Below are 24,208 nucleotides of genomic sequence, written 5' to 3' on the forward strand. Positions count from 1 at the left end.
TTTAACAAGCCCAAACCTGAAGCGTAGACACCTTATAAATGAATATTTTTTGTCCTTATTTGAAATATTTAAGCAAAAGCGTGTTCATTTCAGTCGTAAATACGTAATCTGGATCGGATGGACTTGCTAAATAGGTATAGTTTTTTTATTGTGTGTGTTTCAGACCATTGAATTACGTATTACGCTTATGTCATCCGTACAAGAAAAAGAAACTTCAAATAGCCTTTATCGCCAGTGGCAGATTTTATCCCGCCTTTCGACCGGAAAATGGATGGGGACCCGAGAACTACAAGAAATTTTAGAACGAGAAGGCATTGATATTAGCCTGAGAACGATTCAGCGCGATCTAAATCAGATTGCGCAACGCTTCCCTATCGAGAGTAATAAAACCGTCCCTCAAGGCTGGCGCTGGCGTTCTGACGCGCCTATTCAAAGCTTGCCGCACATGACCAGTTCGCAAGCAGTGACCTTCATGATGGTAGAAGAGCATTTACGTCACCTTCTGCCACCCAGCTTGCTAGAAGAGATGATGCCTTGGTTTGATCTTGCCAAGCGCAGCCTTTCAACCCAGAACAACGTAAGACAGTGGATTAACCGTGTCCGTATTGTACCTGCGACGCAGCCTTTAATCCCGCCTGTGGTGGACAAACATGCCCAACAGGCGATTTACGAAGGTTTATTACAAGATAAACAGATTGAATGTATTTACCGTGCCAGAACCCATCAGGGCGAAGATAAGACCTATATTCTGAATCCATTGGCATTGGTGCAAAAAGGTGCCGTGATTTACCTGATCTGTACCCGTAATGATAAAACCGAAGTCCAGACCTTCGCCTTACATCGTTTTAAATCAGCAACCGTACTGGACAATCGTGCATTGCATCCTGTGAATTTTGATATTGATAATTATATTGAATCAGGTGCTCTTGGTTTCCGGGTCGACTATAACAAGCCAACTGAACAGATTCAGTTAAAACTGACCATGAGCGAAAGTACCGCCAAAAGCTTCTACGAAAGTCAGCTTAGCAAAGATCAGGTCATCCAAACTCTGGAAGAGAATATTGTTGAAGTTTCTGCAACTGTTCCCTTTACTTCACAACTGGTGTGGTGGCTTAGAAGTTTTGGTAAAAAGATTCTGAATATCGAACCTGCTGCTGTTTATAATGCAGTGAAAGAAATTGAAGAAAATGAGCAATAAAAAAAGAGAACCTTTTCGGTTCTCTTAGACTTTTTATAGGTTTTATTATTAATCACTCAATATTATTCTTCTTGTTATAAATGTCAAACCAACCTCTCTCCCCGCCTTGATCAAAATTGGTTTGCACCTTTTTTAGCGCTGTGATGCAAATTAACATCGGCACGCCAATTCATAGCCATTGTAACGGATTCTCTTTTTCGTCATCGTTAAAACCCTCTTGGTTTGAACGTAAAGCTAATATAACGAGGATTTTTGAGACTGTGAAATAACAAAGTCTGGAATCCAAAGCTGATTTTTTGCTATCACCATTTGCTAGATCAAAGCCGTATTACTGATCATCTTGATTCTCAAACAAGGTCTCAAAACGATGTAGATGCGTAAAACGTCCAGCTTGTGTTTGATATTGATCAATTTGTGGCACCAAGCGCTGAAAATGCTCAGACTGTACATGTAAATCCAGTGCAGCCCGACCATCCCATTCTTCAATAAAAACAAAATGCCCTTTCTGCTTATGATCATGGTAAAGGTCATAAGCGATACATCCTGCCTCAGATCTGGTCTTTTCAACCAGTTCCTGATACAGCGGTAAAACCATCTCAATGTATTCGGGTTGAATAAAGTCTTCTGCAATCAGCTTTAAGGTCATATTGGCTCTTATTTTTCCGAAATTTTTGCATAAAAAAAGCTCTCAAATTCATGAGAGCTTTTTTGTCATCAACTCAGCTTATGCTGAAAATGGATGACGTAATACGATTGTTTCTGCACGGTCAGGACCTGTTGAAACGATATCAATTGGGCAACCAATTAATGTTTCAATACGGCGTACATAAGCCAATGCATTGGCAGGAAGTTGATCGATTTGAGTCAAACCTACAGTAGACTCGCTCCAACCTGGCATGGTTTCATAGATCGGCTTCAAGCTTTCGAATGAAATCGCATCAGAAGAACCGGCACAGCCTGAATCTACATCTTCATAACCCACACAGATTTTCACTTCTTCTAAACCATCTAATACATCAAGTTTAGTCAAGCAAATACCAGACAATGAGTTTACTTCAACTGAACGACGTAGAATTTCTGCATCGAACCAGCCACAACGACGTTGACGGCCAGTAGACGCGCCAAACTCATGACCGACTGTACCTAAGTGACGACCAATCGCATCACCGGTATCGGTTGCTGCATTGTAGTGTAATTCAGTTGGGAATGGACCAGCACCTACACGTGTTGTATAAGCTTTGGTAATACCCAGAACATAGTCTAAATGCAGTGGTCCCATACCTGAACCAGAACTTACGCCACCTGCAGTGGTATTCGAGCTGGTTACGTATGGATAGGTACCGTGATCGATGTCAAGTAATGAACCTTGCGCGCCTTCGAACATGATTGCCTTACCTTCTTTACGGTAATCATGTAACACTTTAGTCACGTCAATCACTAATGGTTCAAGCACTTCACGCCATTCATTGCAAAGCGCAAGTACGTCTTCAAACTTAACTTCTTCAACGCCATAGAATTGAGAAAGCTGGAAGTTATGCAACTCAAGCATTTCCTGAAGTTTTTCTTCAAGCAACGCACCACCGCGGATCAAGTCAGCGACGCGTACTGCACGACGTGCAACTTTATCTTCATAAGCTGGACCAATACCACGACCTGTAGTACCAATCTTGGCATTACCACGTTTTTTCTCACGTGCCTGGTCTAGCGCGATATGGTTCGGCAAGATTAATGGACAGTTTGGAGAAATACGTAAACGTTCTTTAACAGGTACGCCTTCTTGTTCCAGAATGGCCATTTCCTTGATTAATGCTTCAGGAGAAAGAACTACACCATTCCCGATTAAGCACAATACGTTTTCACGTAAAATACCTGATGGAATGAGGTGTAATACAGTCTTCTTACCACCTACGACAAGAGTATGTCCTGCGTTGTGACCGCCTTGATAGCGTACTACCGCAGCCGCTTGATCTGTGAGCAGGTCGACGATTTTACCTTTTCCTTCGTCGCCCCATTGGGTACCAAGTACCACAACATTTTTGCCCATAATAGCCTCATTACATCATGCTGTTAAAATTGGAAACCAAGTCTTAAAACCCGGCAATTAAATCTTTTCAATCACCCACTGACCATTTTGAGACACCATCTGATGGGTCGCATAGGGCACTGAGCTTAAATCATCATTACCTAACAGTTGCACCACACGTAAACCTTGGCTACGCGCATCTACAATTGCATTGAATAAATCTTGTTGATTACCTTTTGGCGCGACAACAGTTTCGATGTCGACAAACTGTGTTGCACCTAGTGCATATAAGTCACAGCTAAAACCGGTTGCTGGACGCGCACGGCCAAAATGTTCGCCAATACCGTCATAACGCCCACCTTGAGCCAGTGGCGCAGCACGATTTGGTGCATAAATGGCATACATCAAGCCCGTGTGATAGTGATAACTACGTAGCTCAACCACGTCGACACCCACATTCAGATTCGGCCAGCTTGACTGAATTTGCGCTAATGTTGTTTTCAATGCATCAAAGGCAATCTTGAAATCAACATCATTTAAAATTTCCTGACTTAAATGTGCCTGCAATGCATCCAGATCACTTGCATAACGACCTAAAGCATAAAAATCTGCACCCATCGCCAAACTCTGGGTAAATTCTTCCAGCTCCGGCAAGGCTTTACGCTGATATAAGTCAGAAAGTTCACTTTCGGTATTTTTATTCAGGCCAGCATGCTTCACCAGACTACGGAATAAACCGACGTGGCCCAGATCTAGATGCGCTCCTTCAAGCGTATGTGTGTGCTCAATTAAAGCGAGCATCACATTGACCATTTCAACATCAGCTTCGATGCTGTCATGACCATACAACTCTGCACCTAACTGTAAAGGCGCACGCGTTGCATTAAAATTCTGTGGTTTGGTATGCAAGACTGAACCTGCATAGCAATAACGTGCCACGCCTTCGACTGGACGTACGTGGGCATCAATACGTGCAACTTGCGGTGTCATATCCGCACGAACGCCAAGCAAACGGCCTGACAGCTGGTCAATGACCTTGAACGTAACTAGATCTAAATCTTGATTCGATTCTGAAAGTAAAGACAACGATTCAATGTATTCAATAAATGGTGTATACACCAATTGATAACCTCGAACTGCGAGGAAATCTAGCGCTTCTCTACGCAATGTTTCAACAACTTGCGCTTGTTCGGGCAATACATCTGCTACCCCGTCAGGGAGCAACCACGTCTCTGAAATGGTCATGTTCCAAACCTAAAATCTGTTCAATGTGGAGGCATCCACACAAAAAGCAACCACATAAAAAAATCGGGTGAATGCCCGATTCAGCGTAGTGTAGCACGAAGATTTATGTGATGCACCTTCGAATTTGCATAAATCTTTATAGTTTTATAATCCGCCCCTCTCAACTCGAATATAAAATTAATGAGTAGATTCAACAGATTGAGTGTTTACATTTGAAAGTCTCGTCGTTGTTCTTATCCCTAAGAACTGCCCAACATCTGAACTATCGCCTTGCTTCCAGTTGATCAGATTCAGATTTTTGATTGTGTTGGCTGCCTGAGTATTGAATGCAAAACAGCCGTTCTCTAATTTGGCATTATTCAATCGTTGATTTTGCTTTATCCATAAATCAATTGGGCTGTCTCCACCTTGATAAGGATGACTTTTTTCATAGGCTAAATGCTTGTCTGCATCCCATACATGACTAGAAAAAAATTGGCTATTGGTACTTTGATTTTCACTATTTCCTAATCTACTGTCTGTTTCAGCCGTCTCTAAGTTTTCCAATCCAATCACTTTATAACCATGCCACTGTGTATCTAAAAGTCTGAAATATTTCTTATCCTCACCCAGATTATTATATCGGTCTACAATTTGTTGCTTCTGCTCATTAAAAGTTGGAGAATCAGTGAAGGAAAAATCAGATTCAATATAAGCTTGATTCCACTGGCTCTGTTTTAGCCGATAACAGTAACTCCCCTGAGGAAATACAGCATCTTTATAGATGGAATAAAATTTAATTAAATTCTGGTCAAGTCGATCAGGATTCGCTGTTAAATCAGAATGATCTCTATAACCCGGCATTACCCGATCAAAAATATTTTGACCTTCTAATTTTACCAGTTGAAAGTTTAAATTCTGCTTAAGTTCAGGTGTGCGTTCATAAAGCCATTGCGTAGAAGATAGCCGTTTAACGACATTCGATTGTGGCGTACCTTTTGCTATCACTTTTGTTTCAGTCAATACCTTCTGATCTAACGGCTCGTTATGTGACTTATTGAAATTAATCTGATTATTCTTAATAAAATAGTTTGTTATCTCAAAATAGTCTTCAACAATATTGTCAGTAGGTTTGGGTTCCTGATAATAAACTTGGTAAAGCACATTTTCCTGAGTTGGTTTTTCTTCAACTTTAGCTCCGTCATTATGACCAGAGCCCCCACCACCACAGGCCGATAGCAGCAGACTGCTTGCGAGAATACAAATACCCTTATTTTTAAAATTCGACTTCATAAAATCACTTCATATTATTTGTTATAAAAATCATATTATATAAATCAACCACATCATACAAAATGTATTTTAATGGCTCTTGTTACTACCTTTCACCATTATTTCTAACACATTGACCATTTCAACGTTTTGCTTTTCTAATGCCGCCATATTTGCCACGGTCCGATCCAGCACTTCCTGTTGCACATGCATTTTTTTGGCAAGGTCCTGCATAATTTCCAGACTCTTTTTAAGATGCAACTCTAAATGCACAACTTTTTCTTCAAGATGCAAAACTTGAAGGTCTTGGTTTTGTACGTCTACATTTTTAAACTGTAACCAGAATAAAAAAGCCACCGCCACCAATAAAATAACAATAAATCCCCAAACCAATATCAATGTCATTGAATACCCCACATTATTTTTTATATCTTATTTAAAATATTAAGTACAAAAAGATTCACACAAATCTAGTAAACGATTTGCATAGCCCCACTCATTATCATACCACGCAAAAACTTTCGCTTGGTGTCCCACTACCATGGTTTGGGTTAAATCCACAATTAAAGAATAAGGTGAATGATTAAAATCACTCGACACCAGATCCTCATCTGTCACCTGCATAATCTGCGCATAATCAAACTGAGCCGCTTTGCTGAGGACTTCATTGACTTTATGCACGGTAATCGGTGAATGTGAAACAAAAGTAAGATCAATCGCTGCCACATTAATGGTCGGTACACGAATAGAATAACCGTCAATCCGGTCTTCCATTTTTGGCATGACCTGTTTTAGCGCACCTAAGGCACTCGATGTTGTTGGAATAATATTTTGCCCAGACGCACGTGCGCGACGCAAATCCCGATGCGCATGATCCAATACTGATTGATCGGCTGTGACTGCATGGATTTCAGTCATCAATGCTGTATCAATACCAAAGGCATCATCAATGATTTTAACCAGCGGCACTAAAGCTTGCGTGGTACACGATACGCTGGAAATGATCTGATCGCTTGCTTTCACCTCGTTGTGATTAACACCATAGACAATCGCAGCATCGACAGAGTCAAAAGGCGCCGCCCCAATAATCACACGCTTCGCACCTGCCTCGACATGACGGGTTGCATCGGCACGTGAACGGAATAGACCGGTACATTCCAGTACTACATCAATATTTAAATCTGCCCAAGGCAATAATTCAGGTTGCTCTTGCTTCAGAACTTGTAGTTTTAGTTGGCGTTGATTGGACTGAATGTTTAGAAAAATACATTCATTTTCAATCAGAATTTCAACTTGCCCGGCAAAGCGTCCGTGCGTGGTATCGTACTTAAATAAATGCACCAGCGTCTGAACATCGGCCACATCATTAATCGCAACGATTTCAAATTGAAACTGTTTTGGACTTTCAAACCATGCACGTAATACATTCCGACCAATTCGACCAAATCCATTGATAGCGATACGTTGCATGTAGCGTCCTTATTCATCAAAACATCATCTTTTCTGTGCTATATGGTAAAACATCAGTTGCCCTATTGAATATAGATTTTTAGCTTAAACACAGTTTTATATGATATTGCTTGTAAAATCGTTGGTGAGGCGGGTATTTTCCGTTATAATTTAGCACTTTTAAAATCTATGCCACGCACCGGGTTCGATTGTAAAACTTTAAAAACAACGTACCTTGTTGCATATAGCCAAATTCAAAATTATGGAGTGTCTTGGTTGTGAGTACTCGCTTTATGACATCAGCTGAAATCCGTGAAGCATTTTTGCGTTATTTCGAATCGCAAGGGCATACACGCGTCGCGTCGAGTTCTCTCGTTCCCGCCAACGACCCAACGTTGCTATTTACCAATGCTGGTATGAACCAGTTTAAAGACTGTTTCTTAGGTCTGGAAAAGCGCGATTATGTCCGTGCCGTTTCATCACAAAAATGTGTCCGCGCAGGCGGTAAGCATAATGACCTCGATAACGTAGGTTACACCGCACGTCACCATACCTTCTTTGAAATGTTAGGTAACTTCTCTTTCGGTGATTACTTCAAACAAAACGCGCTTAAATTTGCCTGGGAATTCTTGACCAGCGAACAATGGCTAGGTTTACCGAAAGATCGTTTATATGTCACGGTTTATCACACTGATGATGAAGCCTTTGATATCTGGAATAAAGAAATCGGTCTAGACGCAGATCGTATTATCCGTATTGGTGACAATAAGGGTGGACAATACGCATCAGACAACTTCTGGGCAATGGGTGATACAGGTCCATGTGGACCATGTTCTGAAATTTTCTATGATCATGGCGACCATATCTGGGGTGGCTTACCCGGCTCACCTGAAGAAGATGGCGACCGTTTCATCGAAATCTGGAACAACGTTTTCATGCAGTTCAACCGTACTGCGGATGGTGTGATGCACCCTCTTCCGGCACCTTCTGTCGATACAGGTATGGGCTTGGAGCGTATTTCTGCAGTATTGCAACATGTTAATTCAAACTATGAAATTGATTTGTTCCAGCACTTATTAAAAGCAGCGGCTGAAATCATTGGTTTGGATACCACTGCCATTGAAGCTGAAGCGAAAGCACAAAATAAACCGGTTGAATACCCTGCTTCTTTAAAAGTGATTGCAGACCATGCACGTTCATGCTCATTCCTGATTGCTGACGGTGTTAATCCTTCAAATGAAGGGCGTGGTTATGTGTTGCGTCGTATTATTCGTCGTGCAGTCCGCCACGGTAACAAGCTCGGTGCGACCGGTTCATTCTTCTACAAGATGTTGCAACCGCTGATCGAAGTGATGGGCGATGCTTATCCAGAACTTGCTGCACAGCAAGCACGCATTGAAGCGCAACTGCTGAAAGAAGAAGAGCAATTTGCGAAAACACTTGAGCAAGGCCTGAAATTACTTGAAGGTGAATTGGCTCAACTGAAAGGCAATGTCATTCCAGGTGAAACTGTATTTAAACTGTATGACACTTACGGTTTCCCAACGGATTTAACGGCTGATATTGCACGTGAGCGTGACCTGACCATTGATGAAGCTGGCTTCGAAGTTGAAATGGCTGCACAACGTCAACGCGCACGTGATGCAGGTAAATTCGCAGTTGACTATAACAGCATTGTCAAAGTTGAAGGCGAAACTCAGTTTGATGGCTATGACGCGACTCAAGGCCAAGGTCAAATTGTTGCGATCTACAAAGATGGCGTTCAGGTTGATGAAATTAACGAAGGTGACGAAGCACTTATTGTTCTAAACCAAACCCCTTTCTATGCAGAAAGCGGTGGTCAGATTGGTGACACAGGTATCTTCAAAAACGATACCGGTATCTTCGAAGTACAAGATACTAAAAAATCGGGTGGTGCTTTTGTCCATCAAGGTATCGTGACCATGGGTAGCCTAAAAGCAGCTCAAAATGTTGAAGCGACTGTTAAAGCAGACATCCGTGCTGCAACAGCGCGTAATCACTCAGCGACTCACCTTCTTCATGCCGCTTTACGTCAGATTCTTGGTGAACATGTACAACAGAAAGGCTCTTTGGTTGCCAGTGACGTTTTACGTTTTGACTTTGCCAACGACCAACCAGTTTCATTTGAACAGTTGCAACAGATCGAACGTTTAGTCAATGCTGAAGTGATTGCAAATACTGCGGTAACCACTGAACTGCTTGATATCGATACAGCAAAAGCCAAAGGCGCAATGATGCTGTTCGGTGAAAAGTATGGCGAGGAAGTTCGCGTACTGTCGATGGGTTCAGTGATTGAAGAGAAAAACTTCTCAATCGAACTTTGTGGCGGTATTCACGTGAAGCGCACGGGTGATATTGGCTTGTTCAAAATCACTTCTGAAGGTGGCGTAGCTGCGGGCGTTCGTCGTATTGAAGCCGTGACGGGTACCAAAGCAGTTGAAGTCGTTCAAAAAGCTGAAACTGATATTCAAACCATCAATGGCTTATTAAAAGCACAAAAAGATCAAACAGTTGAAAAAGTTGAAGCGATTGTCGAAACCGCGTCTAGCCTGCAAAAGCAAATCGAGCAGCTAAACCAAAAATTAGCCAGCTTCCAGGCGGCTGATCTGTTGGATCAAGTCAAAGAAATTGCGGGTCGTCAAACTTTGATTACCACTGTACAAGGTTTAGATGCCAAATCATTACGCAATCTACATGACAGCGTAAAATCAAAATTGGAAGATGCAGTCATTATTTTAGCTGGTGTTGATGGTGATAAAGTGAGTTTAATCGCCTCTGTCGCTAAACAATATGCTGCAACTCTAAAAGCAGGTGACATCATCAAACACTTGGCTCAAGAGCTGGGTGGTAAAGGTGGTGGCAAACCTGACTTAGCACAAGGTGGCGCGCCACTTAACGAGAAGTTTGATCAAGTGATGGCAGCATTACCTGCCTGGCTTGAGCAATAAACAAAACTTCACTTTTGTGTAACTGACCCTGATGCCTCTCAGGGTCATGGCTTATATGGAACAACTATGGCATTAATCGTTCAAAAATATGGCGGTACCTCTATGGGTACTCCTGAGCGCATTTTAAATGTTGCTCGTCGTGTCAAGCGCTGGCATGATCATGGTCACAAGGTGGTCGTGGTCGTATCTGCAATGAGTGGTGAAACCAACCGCTTACTTGCGCTTGCCAAAGCCATTACCAGCACCCCTGACCCACGTGAATTAGATCAAATGGTGTCAACGGGTGAACAAGTAACGATTTCCATGTTAGCTATGGCACTGAATTCAATTGGTGTAGAAGCTAAATCATATACAGGTCGTCAGGTTGGGATCAAAACCGATAGCGCGTTTACCAAAGCACGTATTGAATCGATTGATACTGACGTGATGACGGCTGACTTAGATGCAGGCCGTGTAATCGTTGTTGCTGGCTTCCAGGGTTATGATGCCAATGGCAATATCACAACGCTGGGCCGTGGTGGTTCTGATACTTCTGGTGTTGCCCTTGCAGCCGCATTAAAAGCAGATGAATGCCAAATCTATACCGATGTGGACGGTGTTTATACCACTGACCCACGTGTAGCACCAAAAGCGAAAAAAGTCGACCGTATCTCTTTTGAAGAAATGCTTGAAATGGCATCTTTAGGTTCAAAAGTTTTACAAATTCGCTCTGTTGAATTCGCAGGCAAATATCAAGTGCCATTACGCGTATTATCAAGCTTTGATAATGAAGATGATGGCGCATTTGATGAAGATTTCAAACAAAACGTAGGCACACTAATTACGACTGAGGCAGAAGACGACATGGAACAACCAATCATTGCAGGTATTGCATTTAACCGTGACGAAGCAAAATTAACCATTTTGGGTGTTCCTGACGAGCCAGGTATTGCTTCTAAAATCTTGTCACCTATCAGTAATGCCAACATTGAAGTGGATATGATCATCCAGAATGTTGAAGAAGATGGTACGACTGATTTCACGTTCACGGTCAACCGCAACGATTTGGCGAAAGCGAAAGCGATTTTAGACCAAACTGCTAACAGCATTGAAGGTTGTGAAGTTGTAACCCGTGATGACATCGTAAAAGTCTCAATCGTGGGTGTGGGTATGCGCTCTCATGCAGGCGTAGCGAGCAAAATGTTCACTGCACTGGCTGAAGAAAGCATTAATATTCTCATGATTTCTACATCAGAAATTAAGGTTTCTGTCATCATCGAAGAAAACTACCTTGAGTTGGCAGTTCGTTGTTTACATACAGCTTTCGGCCTAGACCGTGAACACGGCGAAAGCAGTGCTCGTGCTTAATTAATAGCTGCTTAAACATATTTACTTGTGAGTAAATAAGAAAAAAAACAGAGCCACTATAGTTTTTTTTATAGTGGCTCTGTTATATTAGCCCTGAGGTTTTTAAGAAGATTCTCACAGAACTTACGAAAAAGAATGTTTTTTACATATTTCTGTTAGAATTTTCTGTATATTAGGCTGTGCTTTCGAACAATGAATTCCCTGTCGCAAGTTTAAGCGTTTAGCAAGGAGATAAACATGCTGATTCTGACCCGTCGTGTCGGAGAAACATTAATGATTGGGGATCAAGTCAGTGTTACTGTGCTTGGCGTAAAAGGCAATCAGGTGCGTATTGGTGTAAATGCTCCAAAAGAAGTTTCTGTGCATCGTGAGGAAATTTACCAACGTATCCAACATGAACGTGCCATGCATGAGCATCTGCAACATCTTGATCAAGATTATCAACATTCTTATGAAGAAGATAATAACGAGTTCCCTCGTCATAATAACTTCAACCGTTAATGTGCAGAATTCTTTTCTGAACAATTAAAGCGACTATTTATAGTCGCTTTAATTGTTTATATACCTAGTGCTTTTTTCACAGGTCCATAACTGCGACGGTGTTGATCAATTACACCATGGGTCGCGATCGCTTCAAAATGAGCCTTGGTTGGATATCCTTTATGTTTGGCAAAGCCATAGTCCGGATATTGCTGATCAAGCACCTGCATCTGGCGATCACGTGTGACCTTGGCCAGAATACTGGCTGCACTGATCTCGGCATGACTTGCATCTCCCCCGACAATTGCTTCACACGCAATCGTTATTCCTTTTGGAATCTGATTACCATCCACAATCACTTTTAATGGCTGGGTATGCAAGCCTTCTACCGCACGACGCATTGCCAGAAAAGTCGCCTGTAAAATATTAAACTCATCAATTTCAGCATGTGTTGCTTCAGCAATTGACCATGCCAATGCCTTTTCCTGAATTTCCAAGAATAATTTTTCGCGCTTCTTCTCTGTTAGTTTTTTAGAATCATTTAAACCTTGAATCGGATTATTTGGATCTAAAATGACGGCAGCGGCAACCACAGAACCTACTAAAGGTCCACGACCCGCTTCATCTACACCTGCAATTGTCATACTACTTCTCTCAAAATAGGCTGATGACTCAGCCTGATCTTATTAACCTGCTTTTTTAAAGGTTTCCGCCACACATGCATTTACAGTTTGTGAAACCACTTGAGTCACAATGGTTGCACGAGCAGTAGGATCAATGGCAGCTGTCGCTAATTCAACTGCTGTTACGCTGTTTGGTGCTTTTTCGCTAACACAACCACAGACTTCAGTCTGGATATTTTCACGTTGTTCAGCAGTCATTACACGTGTTGCTGTTTTCCAAGCCGGTAATGTATTAATCTCATTAATACATTTTGCATTTACCGCAACTTTTAATGCCGCCATACCCAATTGCTGAGAAGTCGCGCCAGCCGAGTTGCTGCCATCTGGTGTTACACATCCTGTTAGGGCTAAAACAACAGGGGCAACAATAAGTACCAACTTTTTCATGATTCCTTACCTGTATCTAAATTTTTGGCAGGCGTATTGTGCCTAAATGAATGGCTTTATGATATGACTCAGCACAAACTTTACATAATATAACAATTATAACTAAGCAAGCTTTTGTACCACCGTTCTAAGCATAAAACGCTCCGTTACATTTCCATTGTATGAGAAATAACAAGGTGTTATTAGAATAAAAAAATCCATTTATAAAAATGCCAGGATGTTGCAATGTCAACCTCATCACAATATTACACCCGTACGGCGCAAGTCATTCATTGGCTCATGGCTGCAATTTTTATCATTGCCTGGCTGATTGGTTTTTACAGTGGTAATTTTCTGAGCTATGAGGTTGATGGCAGCTTTAAAGGCGATGTAATCACCCTACATAAGAATATTGCCACGACTATTATTTTCTTGGTGGTGATCCGGATTTTCTGGCGCTATACCCACCCTGTTCCGCAACTGCCAGATACCATGTCACCCATGATGAAAAGCTTGGCCCATGTCGGACATTTCTTGCTGTATTTAATGTTATTAGCTTTACCGATTACTGGCTGTTTATTTAGCTGGAGTGCCGGACACCCTGCACCGGTTCTGTATTTATTCGAAATTCCACGTTTAGTACAGGACAACCCTGATCTGATGGCCATTGTTAAACCCATCCATATTTATCTTTCATGGTTTGCAGGCTTATTGGTTGCTGGGCATGCCTTAGCGGCCATCAAACATCATGTAGTTGATAAAGATAATGTGCTACTTAGCATGTTACGCCAGCCTAAAAAATAAAATGTCCAAATATAAAAAAACCGCTTAAAGCGGTTTTTTTATTATACGAAAACAATTAGAGCATGTTGACTTCAGCAATCCACTTTTGCTTTTCTTGATCCGAGATAAATGAAGCCTCAAAAGAGTTAATCGCAAGCTGCTTTAATTCTTCATTGCTCAGATCCAGCGCCTGCTGAATGGCAATAAAGTTATCATTCATATAACCACCGAAGTACGAAGGATCATCTGAATTAACCGTTACGTGAACGCCTTTCTGTAATAAACGGCGAATGTTGTGATCAGCCATATCATTCACGACACAAAGCTTTAAATTACTGAGCGGACAAACGGTCAAAGGCATCTTTTCTGCAATCAGACGTGTCATCAGTTGTTCATCTTCTTCCGAACGCACACCATGGTCAATACGATTGACTTTAAGCAAATCCAGCGCTTCCCAGATATATTCTGGTGGACCTTCTTCACCTGCATGCGCCACAATCAGGAAACCTGCTTCACGTGCTTTGGCAAATACACGCTCAAATTTCGCAGGCGGATGCCCTACTTCACTTGAGTCCAGCCCAATGGCAATAATGTCATCTTTAAAAGGTAAGGCCTGTTCAAGGGTTTCAAATGCTTTCTCTTCGCTTAAATGGCGTAGGAAGCACATGATCAATTGAGAGCTAATGCCTAATTTCGCTTCGGCATCTTTACAAGCACGTTTCAGACCCGCAAGAACCGTTGCAAACTCTACCCCACGCTCTGTATGCGTTTGCGGATCGAAGAACATTTCAGTATGTACGACACGATCTTCAGCACATTTTTCAAAATATGCCCAAGCAAGGTCATAAAAATCCTGCTCATGCACCAGCACATTCGCGCCGGCATAGTAGATATCTAGAAAAGATTGAAGATTGTGAAAGTTATACGCCTGCTTCACTTCTTCAACAGATTGATAAGGAATCTGAATCTGATTACGCTGTGCAATTGCAAACATCAGTTCCGGCTCAAAAGTCCCTTCAATATGCACATGCAATTCGGCTTTGGGTAAGGCACGAATCAGCTCGATTTGATTCATATAAACTCCACGTCTAAAGAAAAAAGGGTGTTACCAAACGGACACCCTTTTCGGGTTCTTTGCTGGAATAACAATAGCAGCAAAGAATAATGTAAAAATAATAAATCTTGGATTAGCCGCCAAAAGCAGCGAATTTAAATACCCAAAGTGCTGCGATGATCCAGACCATATACGGTACAGTTTTCGCTTTACCTGTAAATAATTTCACCAATGCGTAGCTAATAAAGCCCATGGCAATACCATCAGCAATTGAGTAGGCAAATGGCATAAATACAATGGTTAAAAATGCAGGTACTGCTTCAGTAATATCATCCCAGTCAATATTGGTGATTCCTTGGATCATCAACACACCAATGAACAATAAAGCAGGTGCAGTTGCAAAACCTGGTACAGATTGAGCCAATGGCGCAAGGAATAAACAGCTTACAAACAAGACTGCGACCACAACAGCAGTCAAACCTGTACGACCACCTGCAGCTACACCTGATGCAGATTCAATATAAGGTGTCGTTGATGAGGTACCTAAAGCAGCACCCGCGACAATCGCAGTTGAATCGGCAAATAAGGCTTTTTTCAAACGTGGCAATTTACCATCCTGCAATAAACCTGCACGATGCGAAACACCTACCAGCGTCCCTGTACTATCAAATAAATCGACAATAAAGAAAACAAAGATCACGCCGACCATACTGGCTGTAAACAGACCTTCAAAGTCCATTTGCATAAATGTCGGTGCAATCGAAGGAATCTCGCCAACCACACCCTTAAATTCATTTAAGCCCATTAAGGTTGCAATCGCAGTCACCGCCAAGATACTGATAATGATAGCGCCACGTACCTTAAACTGATGCAACACCACAATGAGCAGGAAGCCGAATAAGGCAAGCAAGACAGTTGGCTGTTTAATATCACCCAGTCCAACCAAAGTTGCCTGATTGGCAACAATAATGCCTGAGTTCTTTAATGCAACCAAAGCCAGGAACAGGCCAATACCGCCACCAATGGCAAATTTAAGTGACATAGGTATCGCATTGACAATTGCTTCCCGGATTTTAAAGAAGCTGATCGCAAGGAAAATAATCCCTGAAACAAAAACCGCAGCGAGTGCTGTTTGCCAAGGCACACCCATGCCCAAACAGACAGAATAGGTAAAGTAAGCATTCAAGCCCATACCAGGTGCCAGTGCGATTGGATAGTTCGCAATAATCCCCATGACCAAACAGCCGATTGCAGCAGCCAGACAGGTCGCAACAAACACCGCTCCATGATCCATCCCTGTTTCAGAAAGAATGAGCGGATTTACAATAATGATGTAGCACATGGTTAAGAATGTGGTTACACCTGCCAAAACTTCTGTTCTAAAGTTAGTTTTGTTATCGCTTAATTTAAATAAGCGTTCTAACAAACCAGCTGAAGCATTAGGCGTTGTCATAACATAGCACCTGTTAAAATCTAAGATCGTAGGACGTGAAATCTATACTCTTGTGCGGCAATCTTTTTTGAATTTGCACAAAAGAGTACTCGAAGCTAGAAAGCAATCTATATGCCAGCTTGGTACTTGTTACATAGACAACATGTATAAATTTAATTTCGCTATCAAAACGTAAAAAGCCGCATATCTTGATGCAGCTTTTTATTTAGTGGTAAATATTTTAACAGATTCTATTTAAAACTTGCGCATCGCCAAGCAAAAAAAGACCATTTAATCGACGATCCCAAGTAAACCATTGCATTACCAGCCCCATACCTGATCAATGCCTACTAATTACTTGGCTTATATGAAGACAGTTGGTTGCGGGGATCGTGTTGAATCGTATCCAGGCTATGCTCTGCATCCTGTACAATTTTCATGAGTTCTTGGCGCTTTTTGGTTTGTGCATCGACATAGGCAACATAGCCTAAAATGACAATGGCAAAGCTCACAAGCAAACTAAGTATAATCTTCATTATTATTATCTCTATTTTAATGTTTTCTTTAATACTAGCAAAAAAGTATTAAACCAAGTACAAATAAGCATAATAAAACCAAAAATGAGAACCAAATCACAATTATACAGTTCTTTTTAAGTTTTATTGCTTATTTTTCATACAATTAGATATTAGAATATTACCGTAATTTAAGCAATAGCATTTTATATAATTCAATAAGATAGATATGAATTACATCTTTATTTTCATAGTCTATTTTATTGATTAACAAGAAAAAAGCATCTTTGCTAACACAGAGATGCTTAAAAGAAAATCAACTCACTTATTTAGAACTGGTAATTTAAACGCACCAAGAAGTTGCGTGGCGTACCAGGCATTGACTCAGAGCGCCAATATTCTTTATTAGTCAAGTTATTAACGGCTAAAGTAATATTCCAAGGATTAGCACTATATCCAATCGCAGCATCAAGACGAGTAAAGCCTGCAAAATCGTTCGGTTCTCTATCTAAGTTACCATTTGGATAAACCTTGGCATCACCGACATAAGTTGCACCAATTTCACCATAAATCTTATCTGTTGGTAAATAACGAACAAATACATTACCTGTGTGACGAGGTGTATTATTTAACTCTTTGCCAATATTTGCAGGTTTGTTGTCTTTAGTGACCTCTGTATCCATATAACTATAACCGCCACGGACAAAAAGATTATCCAAAGCGCGCCCGATAAAGCTAAACTCGATGCCTTTAGATTGATGCTGCCCACCCACAACCCATTCTTCTGGCTTATTTTCAGGATCTGGTTTATAGCGGATATTATTTTTACGAATATCATAAATAGAAAATTGTGTACTTAGACGATCATTCAACCAGTCACTTTTTACACCCACTTCATATTGTTCGTTATATTGCGGTTCTGCATCAAATGCACTCACTTTTGTATCTGCAGAGACGACACTTACCCCTACACGCCCACCGAATGGTGCAAAGCTTTTGCTATAAGAAGCATAGAAACTCTGACTCTAAACCGGCTGCCAGATCAAACCGATATTAGGACTAAAACTCTCGCCATCAATACTACGGTGATAGTCTTTGTCATCAGTCGGTTTTAAATGATTCGTAGTTTGTGAATGAAAATAGTCATATCTACCACCTAACATTACTTTAAAATAGTCATTGAAACTGATGAGGTCTTGAATAAACACCCCATAACCTTCTGACTGGTTGTAGTTATGTTGATTAATGGCTTTATTGCCTGCGCGATTTTGTTGTGTAAGCGCACCTGTTAATGGATCATAAAATCCATCAATTCTTGAACCATTCATATTTTTATTTGCCAATAGTGGTTCACGTTGTTCGTAGGTCCAGTCGGCTCCGACAAGCAGGTTATGCTTTAAACGACCAGTATCAAACTCACCACGAATATCAAAGGTATTGCTGGTGGTTTTATTATTTGTTTTCTGCCAATAATAATTTTGCGAAATTTTTCCTACATTATTATAGCAACGGCGTTGCTCCTCCGGGACATAATTACTGTCTCCAACCCTACTGCTTTCACCATTAGTTGTAGTTGATCTGGTAGCACAGTAGGTACCACCATAAAAATGATCAAAATTTTGCTCAGCTTGACGGTAGCTTAAAGCCCAATGGAAATTCCAGTTTGGTGCAAATTCATAATTCAAATCAGAACGCGCGACTTGCAATACATCATTAACAAAATCACCCTCTTGCGCAAAACCAGTTTTTATTGAGGTACCTTTTGGAAGCGATGTATATGACGGTCCACGATCAGGAACTCGATGCAACTTGTCATAGGTATATTGCATGGTCCAAGTTAAACCTTCATCATTTTTATAAGTAAAACTCGGAGAAAGCATTTCGATTTTATTTTCAATGCCTGAACGGAAACTATTCGACTCTCCGTATTCACCTGTCAAACGTACTGCTACGTTGTCATTCAATACTTGGTTGAAATCGACTGTGGTACCATAATTATCATATGATCCACCATAAATACCAACAGAACTTTTAGAATCAAAATTGGCGAATTTACTCACCATATTGATCACGCCACCACCCGAGCTACGCCCATAAAGTACAGATGCAGGGCCTTTTAAAATCTCGATACGTTCAATATTTGCAGTACTACGACGAACTTGACCGCTTTCACGAATACCATCACGATAGATATCACCAGTATCTGCATTAAATCCTCTTAAGTTGATACCGTCTCCACGCATGTCATAACTGGTAGAAACCCCTGGCGTACCTTGCAACATGACACTCAGATCATTGGCACCATAAATTTTGTATTTTTGCACATCAATCGTATCAATGGTCTGCGGAATATCTTTTTTCTTCAAACCATTACGCGTTACACTTGCCTGCTCATAATCGATATAGCTCTTGATCGGATCAAGCTCACTCATCGCTTCAATTTTAATGGTAGGCATCACTGCCGTTGGCGTAGTTACTTCATCTGCAAACGCATAGTGCGCTTGCAACATCATCACGGTTAACAAACTTAGCTTAAAAGCAAATTTGCTGTTCCCACCCAAATGAAAATTACTCATAAAACTCTCAAAAAATTCAGACGAAAAATTCAGACGAAAAATTAAAAACAAATTAAAAAATATAAAACATTACAATTTTAATAAAAATCATTCTCATTTTCACTATATTTTCCTCCAATTCCATTTTTTAGATGTTTTCTTAAACAACCTAGACAATTACCAAGGCTCTACTCAACCTAAATTAGACGCAAATCCCTCTACTCTACACTTTAAAAGATATGAACCATCTAACTGTAGCTACAGGAAAAATTGCCTAAATATTCAATAAAGACTTAGCCCGAAAGTGCTAGAATCAGCTCATCTAGCATCAATTGTTTTTATAAAAAATGAGAAAAGAACTTCAAACCAAAATCATTCAGGTCTGCAATGAAAAAATTGTCAAAAAAGGCAGTGATGTCGGGCTTTCTTTTTATGCTTTCTTTGCCAATAAAAATGATGATCCTGAACGTTTAATGGAAGCTGCTCACTGGTGGATCATGAAGCATCAGCTTAATCATTTTGAAAAGGCCACTAAAATTAAAGCTTTAATTTTAAGTGAATCTATTTAAAAAATGAGTCATGAGAAATGCATGGGTCATAGAACTGATAGACTAAAGGAACAAAGCTTTGATTAAGCAGCACGTTTTCTTTTAATAGAAGCTTATAACCATATTAAAATCCAAACGAACATTGAGCAGCAGAATCAAAAGCAAAATATTGCAGTAATGTTATAAAAATAGCCAAAGGATTTTAAACCGAACTCAACCAGTTCGGTTTTTTTATTATTAAAAAATTAATGCGAACTGGATTTTGACAATAGATTCAAGATCAATACGCCACTCATAATCAGCGCAATTCCAATAATCCCCCAGACATCCAGTTTTTGATCAAACATGAACCAGGCTACTATAGTAATTAAAACAATCCCGACGCCTGACCAGATCGCATAGGCAATCCCGACTGGAATGGTTTTAAGCGTCAAAGAGAGACCGTAAAATGCAATCACATACCCCAGCACAACAACAATTGAAGCGAGCGGCTTGGTAAAACCTTCACTGCTTTTCAATGCTGAAGTGGCAATCACTTCCGCGATAATTGCGATAAATAAAATAATCCAGTTTTTCATTTCACCGCACCTCAGCAGGTCTATATTTATGACGATAAGAGTAAAATACTCAGAGAAAAAAACACCCTTCTATTAAAGGGTGTTTTTAGTATTTATTTCAACAAGTCGAGTTGAAAGCTTAGGCTGACTTCTTGGCCATATTGTTTTTACGGATGGTAATCATCAGTAATTGTACAGCGGCTGGTGTTACACCTGGAATACGGCTTGCCTGCGCTAAGGTTTCTGGACGAACTGTCTTTAACTTTAAGGTAATTTCACGTGATAGACCTGAAATACCATCATATTCAAAATCAGCAGGAATCTTGGTTTCTTCGAGACGCTTCAATTGCGCCACATCTTCATGCTGACGATTAATATAGCCTTCATATTTCACCGCAATTTCAATTTGCTCGCCGACTTGTTGTGAAACTTCCGAACCTGTTAATTCCGCAATTTGACTGAAATTGATATTTGGACGTTTCAACAAATCAACCGCACTACATTCTTTGCTGAGATCGGCACCCGTCATTTCAACGAATTTTTTACCCATTGGGTTGTTTGGTGCAGCCCACAAATGTTGTAAACGAGAGGTTTCGCGCTCAACTGCTTCCATTTTTTCGCTATAAGCCGCCCAACGCTCATCATCCACCAGACCCAGCTCACGACCAATCGTAGTTAAACGTTGATCTGCATTGTCTTCACGCAACATCAAACGATATTCCGCACGTGAGGTAAACATACGGTACGGCTCTTTGGTGCCTAATGTAATCAGGTCATCAACCAACACGCCCATGTAAGCCTGATCACGTTTTGGTGTCCACTCTTCTTGTTCCCAAGCACGGCGCGCAGCATTTAAGCCTGCAAGTAAACCTTGTGCTCCCGCCTCTTCATAGCCTGTGGTACCGTTAATTTGACCAGCAAAATACAGGTTTTGAATCGCTTTGGTTTCAAGTGTGAATTTCAAGGCTTGTGGATTGAAATAATCGTATTCAATCGCATAACCCGGACGCAGGATATGCGCATTTTCCATACCACGGATCGAACGTACCAAATTGAACTGCACATCAAATGGCAATGAAGTCGAAATACCATTTGGATAAAGCTCATGGGTATCTAAGCCTTCTGGCTCAAGGAATACCTGATGTGAATCTTTATCTGCAAAACGATGAATTTTATCTTCAATCGATGGGCAATAACGTGGGCCAACACCTTCGATTACACCCGTGTACATTGGTGAACGGTCTAAACCGCCACGGATAATTTCGTGGGTTTTTTCACTGGTATGCGTGATATAGCAATTGACTTGCTCAGGGTGCATTGAGGCATCACCCATAAATGACATGACAGGAGATGGAAAATCACCCGGTTGTGGCGTCATGACCGAGAAATCCACTGAGCGAGCATCAATACGTGGTGGTGTACCTGTTTTTAAACGTCCCACAGGAAGTTTAAGTTCACGTAAACGATGAGCCAGTGCAATTGATGGTGGATCCCCTGCACGGCCGCCACTCGAGTTTTGTAAACCGACATGGATCACACCACCGAGGAAAGTACCGGTTGTCAGTACCACAGTTTTGGCATCAAAGCGAATACCCATCTGGGTCACAACGCCCTTCACTGCATCGCCTTCAACAATTAAGTCATCTGCCGCTTGCTGGAAAATGTCCAGATTGGCCTGATTTTCCAACGTATCGCGAATTGCAGCTTTATAACGTACGCGATCTGCCTGTGCACGTGTTGCACGAACCGCAGCGCCCTTACGCGAATTGAGAATACGGAATTGAATACCACCTTTATCCGCCGCAAGCGCCATGGCGCCACCAAGGGCATCAATCTCACGGACCAGATGTGATTTACCAATACCACCAATTGCCGGGTTACAGCTCATCTGACCCAAAGTTTCAATATTATGCGTCAACAATAATGTTTGTCTTCCCATACGTGCCGCAGCAAGCGCCGCTTCCGTACCAGCGTGACCGCCACCAATTACGATAACGTCGTAAACTTTAGGATAGTGCATAGTGGTAAATATGTATTCAAAAAATGACAGAGTATTATATAGGAGTTTTGCAGCAAATTGGCAAAAACCGTCAACATTCTGATGAATTCTAAGCCGCAGTTATGCTGACAAAACATACAAAAAGAAACGTTCTGTTGCATTTTCATCTTATACTTAACAGAGCTACTTAAACTATTAACTCGAACACCATTGTTTTATTTGATGAATTTCTTATCCTAAAAAGTGCATAACAAATACTTTAGGAAAATGATATGAACACAAAGCTTTTATTTTCATCTCTTATTTGTAGCCTATGTTTTAGCGTAGCTGCACATGCGGCGGATACCAAAGCTACCCAAGACCCACAAGCCAAAAAGTATCAACAGGTTTGTAAAGGCAAAAAACAAGGTGACCCAGTTTCATTTGCGTATAAAGGCGTTGTTTTCAACGGTTCGTGTGAACCGAACGAAGCAGGTAAACTCGCATTCCAGCCACCTATGCCGGCTTCTAACGCTGCTGTAGACACACAAAGTCGTCTCTCTGAAACCCAGTCCGCGCCACGTCCAGTGAGCAGTGCTCCTATGGAAGCTGCGCCCGCGATGAATGCACCGGCAGCGACTCCTGCTCCGCCAGTTGCTCCAGATGTTGAACAGACTGCGCCATAATTGCAGCAAGAATAAAGAAGGTCTTCATGACCTTCTTTTTTTGTCTATAAAATCTAAAAACAATGTTATAGCGCTCACGCCGTCAAATATTTGCTGTTAAAATTGTAATCTGTCTATTTTATAATCCCTTTAATAAGTTTTAATCTATTACAATACCCACAAATACATTTATTTAGGTTTTCCTGTGAACTGGCTACAAATTCATATTACTGTTGATCAAAATCAAGTTGAACTGACCGAAACATTGCTTCTTTCATTGGGTGCGGTGAGTGTTACTTTAGATGATGCAGAAGATCAGGCCCTGCTTGAGCCGTTACCAGGTGAAACACCTTTGTGGAATAAAGTCATCGTTACAGGTATTTACCAACAAGAAGAAGATGACCCGATTGATGTAGATGCTTTGGAAACTTTCCTTAAAGCTCAACTTCCAGATGTGCCGATGCGCCATGAATACCTTGAAAATCAGGTGTGGGAACGTGCCTGGATGGATTATTACGAACCGATTCAAATCAGTGAAAAATTCTGGATTGTTCCTGAATGGTTAGAACCACCTGAAGCCGATGCAACCAACATCAAGCTTGATCCAGGTCTGGCTTTTGGTACAGGTAACCATGCCAGCACTTTCTTATGCTTACAATGGTTAGGCAAAACCGATGTTAAAGATAAAGTTGTCATCGACTATGGCTGTGGTTCAGGTATTTTAGGCGTTGCTGCCCTTTTATTAGGTGCTAAAAAAGTTTATGCAACCGATATCGATCCACAAGCTGTACTCGCAACCAAACAGAATGCCGAGTTAAATGGCGTGCTCGACCGCCTTTATGTCGGCTTGCCGGAAGAGTTTGATCAGGAATTCAAACCTCAACAGGCTGATATTCTGGTTGCCAATATTCTTGCAGCCCCACTGATGGCACTTGCGCCTGAATTCTCAACTTTATTAAAAAATGAGGGCGAGTTCGCACTAGCAGGTGTAATTGAAGAGCAAGTTGCTGATGTTTCTAGCGTTTACGCCGAGTTTTTTGATATATTAGAAATTGAAAAGCGTGAAGAAAACTGGTGCCGCATTTCAGGAAAACGAAAAACAAGCTGAGA

At 41.2% G+C, this 24,208-nt stretch carries 20 protein-coding genes and 2 pseudogenes; 8 read left to right on the forward strand and 14 right to left on the reverse strand.

Annotation, left to right across the window (positions count from 1 at the left end; all coding sequences use genetic code 11):
• The first annotated feature begins 187 nt into the window (after positions 1–187).
• Positions 188–1,198, forward strand: a complete 1,011-nt coding sequence (locus ACINWC323_RS20305) for a helix-turn-helix transcriptional regulator (protein WP_009514728.1) — start codon at positions 188–190, stop codon at positions 1,196–1,198.
• A gap of 328 nt (positions 1,199–1,526) precedes the next feature.
• Here the strand turns inward: ACINWC323_RS20305 and ACINWC323_RS04480 are convergent, their stop codons facing one another.
• The 6 genes from ACINWC323_RS04480 to ACINWC323_RS04455 all read right to left on the reverse strand — a co-directional run bounded on the left by ACINWC323_RS04480 (position 1,527) and on the right by ACINWC323_RS04455 (position 7,187).
• A complete protein-coding gene (locus ACINWC323_RS04480) occupies positions 1,527–1,844 on the reverse strand; it encodes a putative quinol monooxygenase (RefSeq protein WP_009514672.1) in 318 nt (105 codons plus the stop codon).
• A 78-nt stretch (positions 1,845–1,922) separates the two neighbouring features.
• Positions 1,923–3,242 (reverse strand): adenylosuccinate synthase, encoded by a 1,320-nt coding sequence (locus ACINWC323_RS04475; RefSeq protein ID WP_005229615.1) that lies wholly within the window; start codon positions 3,240–3,242, stop codon positions 1,923–1,925.
• 57 nt (positions 3,243–3,299) lie between these two features.
• Positions 3,300–4,466: an ATP phosphoribosyltransferase regulatory subunit gene (locus tag ACINWC323_RS04470; protein ID WP_005229612.1), complete on the reverse strand. Its 1,167-nt coding sequence runs from the start codon at positions 4,464–4,466 to the stop codon at positions 3,300–3,302.
• 177 nt (positions 4,467–4,643) lie between these two features.
• Complete coding sequence (locus ACINWC323_RS04465) at positions 4,644–5,738, reverse strand: hypothetical protein (RefSeq protein WP_009514631.1); 1,095 nt, start codon at positions 5,736–5,738, stop codon at positions 4,644–4,646.
• Positions 5,739–5,807: 69 nt separating this feature from the next.
• A complete protein-coding gene (locus ACINWC323_RS04460) occupies positions 5,808–6,122 on the reverse strand; it encodes a hypothetical protein (protein WP_009514482.1) in 315 nt (104 codons plus the stop codon).
• Positions 6,123–6,161: 39 nt separating this feature from the next.
• A complete protein-coding gene (locus ACINWC323_RS04455; RefSeq protein WP_009514798.1) occupies positions 6,162–7,187 on the reverse strand; it encodes a type I glyceraldehyde-3-phosphate dehydrogenase in 1,026 nt (341 codons plus the stop codon).
• A 257-nt stretch (positions 7,188–7,444) separates the two neighbouring features.
• Here ACINWC323_RS04455 and alaS point away from each other — a divergent pair, with 257 nt between their 5' ends.
• The 3 genes from alaS to csrA all read left to right on the forward strand — a co-directional run bounded on the left by alaS (position 7,445) and on the right by csrA (position 11,983).
• A complete protein-coding gene (gene alaS, locus ACINWC323_RS04450; RefSeq protein WP_009514681.1) occupies positions 7,445–10,135 on the forward strand; it encodes an alanine--tRNA ligase in 2,691 nt (896 codons plus the stop codon).
• A gap of 66 nt (positions 10,136–10,201) precedes the next feature.
• A complete protein-coding gene (locus ACINWC323_RS04445; RefSeq protein ID WP_005229607.1) occupies positions 10,202–11,482 on the forward strand; it encodes an aspartate kinase in 1,281 nt (426 codons plus the stop codon).
• A gap of 237 nt (positions 11,483–11,719) precedes the next feature.
• A complete protein-coding gene (gene csrA / locus ACINWC323_RS04440) occupies positions 11,720–11,983 on the forward strand; it encodes a carbon storage regulator CsrA (protein ID WP_004771563.1) in 264 nt (87 codons plus the stop codon).
• 56 nt (positions 11,984–12,039) lie between these two features.
• Here csrA and rnhB read toward each other — a convergent pair.
• Positions 12,040–12,612, reverse strand: a pseudogene (gene rnhB / locus ACINWC323_RS04435) (ribonuclease HII); the annotation flags it as partial.
• 36 nt (positions 12,613–12,648) lie between these two features.
• The gene (locus ACINWC323_RS04430; RefSeq protein WP_004771561.1) at positions 12,649–13,032 is read right to left on the reverse strand and encodes a hypothetical protein; all 384 of its coding nucleotides are present in this window, start codon (positions 13,030–13,032) and stop codon (positions 12,649–12,651) included.
• 225 nt (positions 13,033–13,257) lie between these two features.
• Here ACINWC323_RS04430 and ACINWC323_RS04425 point away from each other — a divergent pair, with 225 nt between their 5' ends.
• Entirely contained in the window at positions 13,258–13,815 is a 558-nt protein-coding gene (locus tag ACINWC323_RS04425) for a cytochrome b (RefSeq protein WP_005229594.1), read from the forward strand.
• A gap of 55 nt (positions 13,816–13,870) precedes the next feature.
• Here ACINWC323_RS04425 and ACINWC323_RS04420 read toward each other — a convergent pair whose 3' ends face one another.
• From ACINWC323_RS04420 to ACINWC323_RS0119300, 4 genes and pseudogenes are all read right to left on the reverse strand, one after another.
• Positions 13,871–14,869 (reverse strand): adenosine deaminase, encoded by a 999-nt coding sequence (locus ACINWC323_RS04420; protein ID WP_009514741.1) that lies wholly within the window; start codon positions 14,867–14,869, stop codon positions 13,871–13,873.
• 112 nt (positions 14,870–14,981) lie between these two features.
• Positions 14,982–16,301: an NCS2 family permease gene (locus tag ACINWC323_RS04415; RefSeq protein WP_009514810.1), complete on the reverse strand. Its 1,320-nt coding sequence runs from the start codon at positions 16,299–16,301 to the stop codon at positions 14,982–14,984.
• A gap of 329 nt (positions 16,302–16,630) precedes the next feature.
• Complete coding sequence (locus ACINWC323_RS04410; protein ID WP_032881658.1) at positions 16,631–16,816, reverse strand: hypothetical protein; 186 nt, start codon at positions 16,814–16,816, stop codon at positions 16,631–16,633.
• Between the two features lie 308 nt (positions 16,817–17,124).
• Positions 17,125–19,371 (reverse strand): annotated as a pseudogene (locus ACINWC323_RS0119300) (TonB-dependent receptor).
• A gap of 326 nt (positions 19,372–19,697) precedes the next feature.
• Here ACINWC323_RS0119300 and ACINWC323_RS04405 point away from each other — a divergent pair.
• Positions 19,698–19,919, forward strand: a complete 222-nt coding sequence (locus tag ACINWC323_RS04405; RefSeq protein ID WP_009514772.1) for a DUF6500 family protein — start codon at positions 19,698–19,700, stop codon at positions 19,917–19,919.
• A 224-nt stretch (positions 19,920–20,143) separates the two neighbouring features.
• Here ACINWC323_RS04405 and ACINWC323_RS04400 read toward each other — a convergent pair whose 3' ends face one another.
• Complete coding sequence (locus ACINWC323_RS04400) at positions 20,144–20,476, reverse strand: DMT family transporter (RefSeq protein ID WP_009514501.1); 333 nt, start codon at positions 20,474–20,476, stop codon at positions 20,144–20,146.
• 118 nt (positions 20,477–20,594) lie between these two features.
• Positions 20,595–22,475, reverse strand: coding sequence for a tRNA uridine-5-carboxymethylaminomethyl(34) synthesis enzyme MnmG (mnmG, locus tag ACINWC323_RS04395; protein ID WP_009514640.1), 1,881 nt, complete (start codon positions 22,473–22,475; stop codon positions 20,595–20,597).
• Between the two features lie 251 nt (positions 22,476–22,726).
• Between mnmG and ACINWC323_RS04390 the strand changes: the two genes are divergently transcribed.
• Together ACINWC323_RS04390 and prmA are read left to right on the forward strand one after the other, a co-directional pair.
• Positions 22,727–23,119 (forward strand): hypothetical protein, encoded by a 393-nt coding sequence (locus ACINWC323_RS04390; protein ID WP_005284740.1) that lies wholly within the window; start codon positions 22,727–22,729, stop codon positions 23,117–23,119.
• Between the two features lie 184 nt (positions 23,120–23,303).
• Positions 23,304–24,206 (forward strand): 50S ribosomal protein L11 methyltransferase, encoded by a 903-nt coding sequence (gene prmA, locus ACINWC323_RS04385; RefSeq protein ID WP_005229571.1) that lies wholly within the window; start codon positions 23,304–23,306, stop codon positions 24,204–24,206.
• The last annotated feature ends 2 nt before the right edge of the window (positions 24,207–24,208 follow it).

Origin of the sequence: Acinetobacter sp. WC-323 (genome assembly GCF_000314615.1) — a bacterium.
Taxonomy (GTDB): Bacteria; Pseudomonadota; Gammaproteobacteria; order Pseudomonadales; family Moraxellaceae; genus Acinetobacter; species Acinetobacter courvalinii.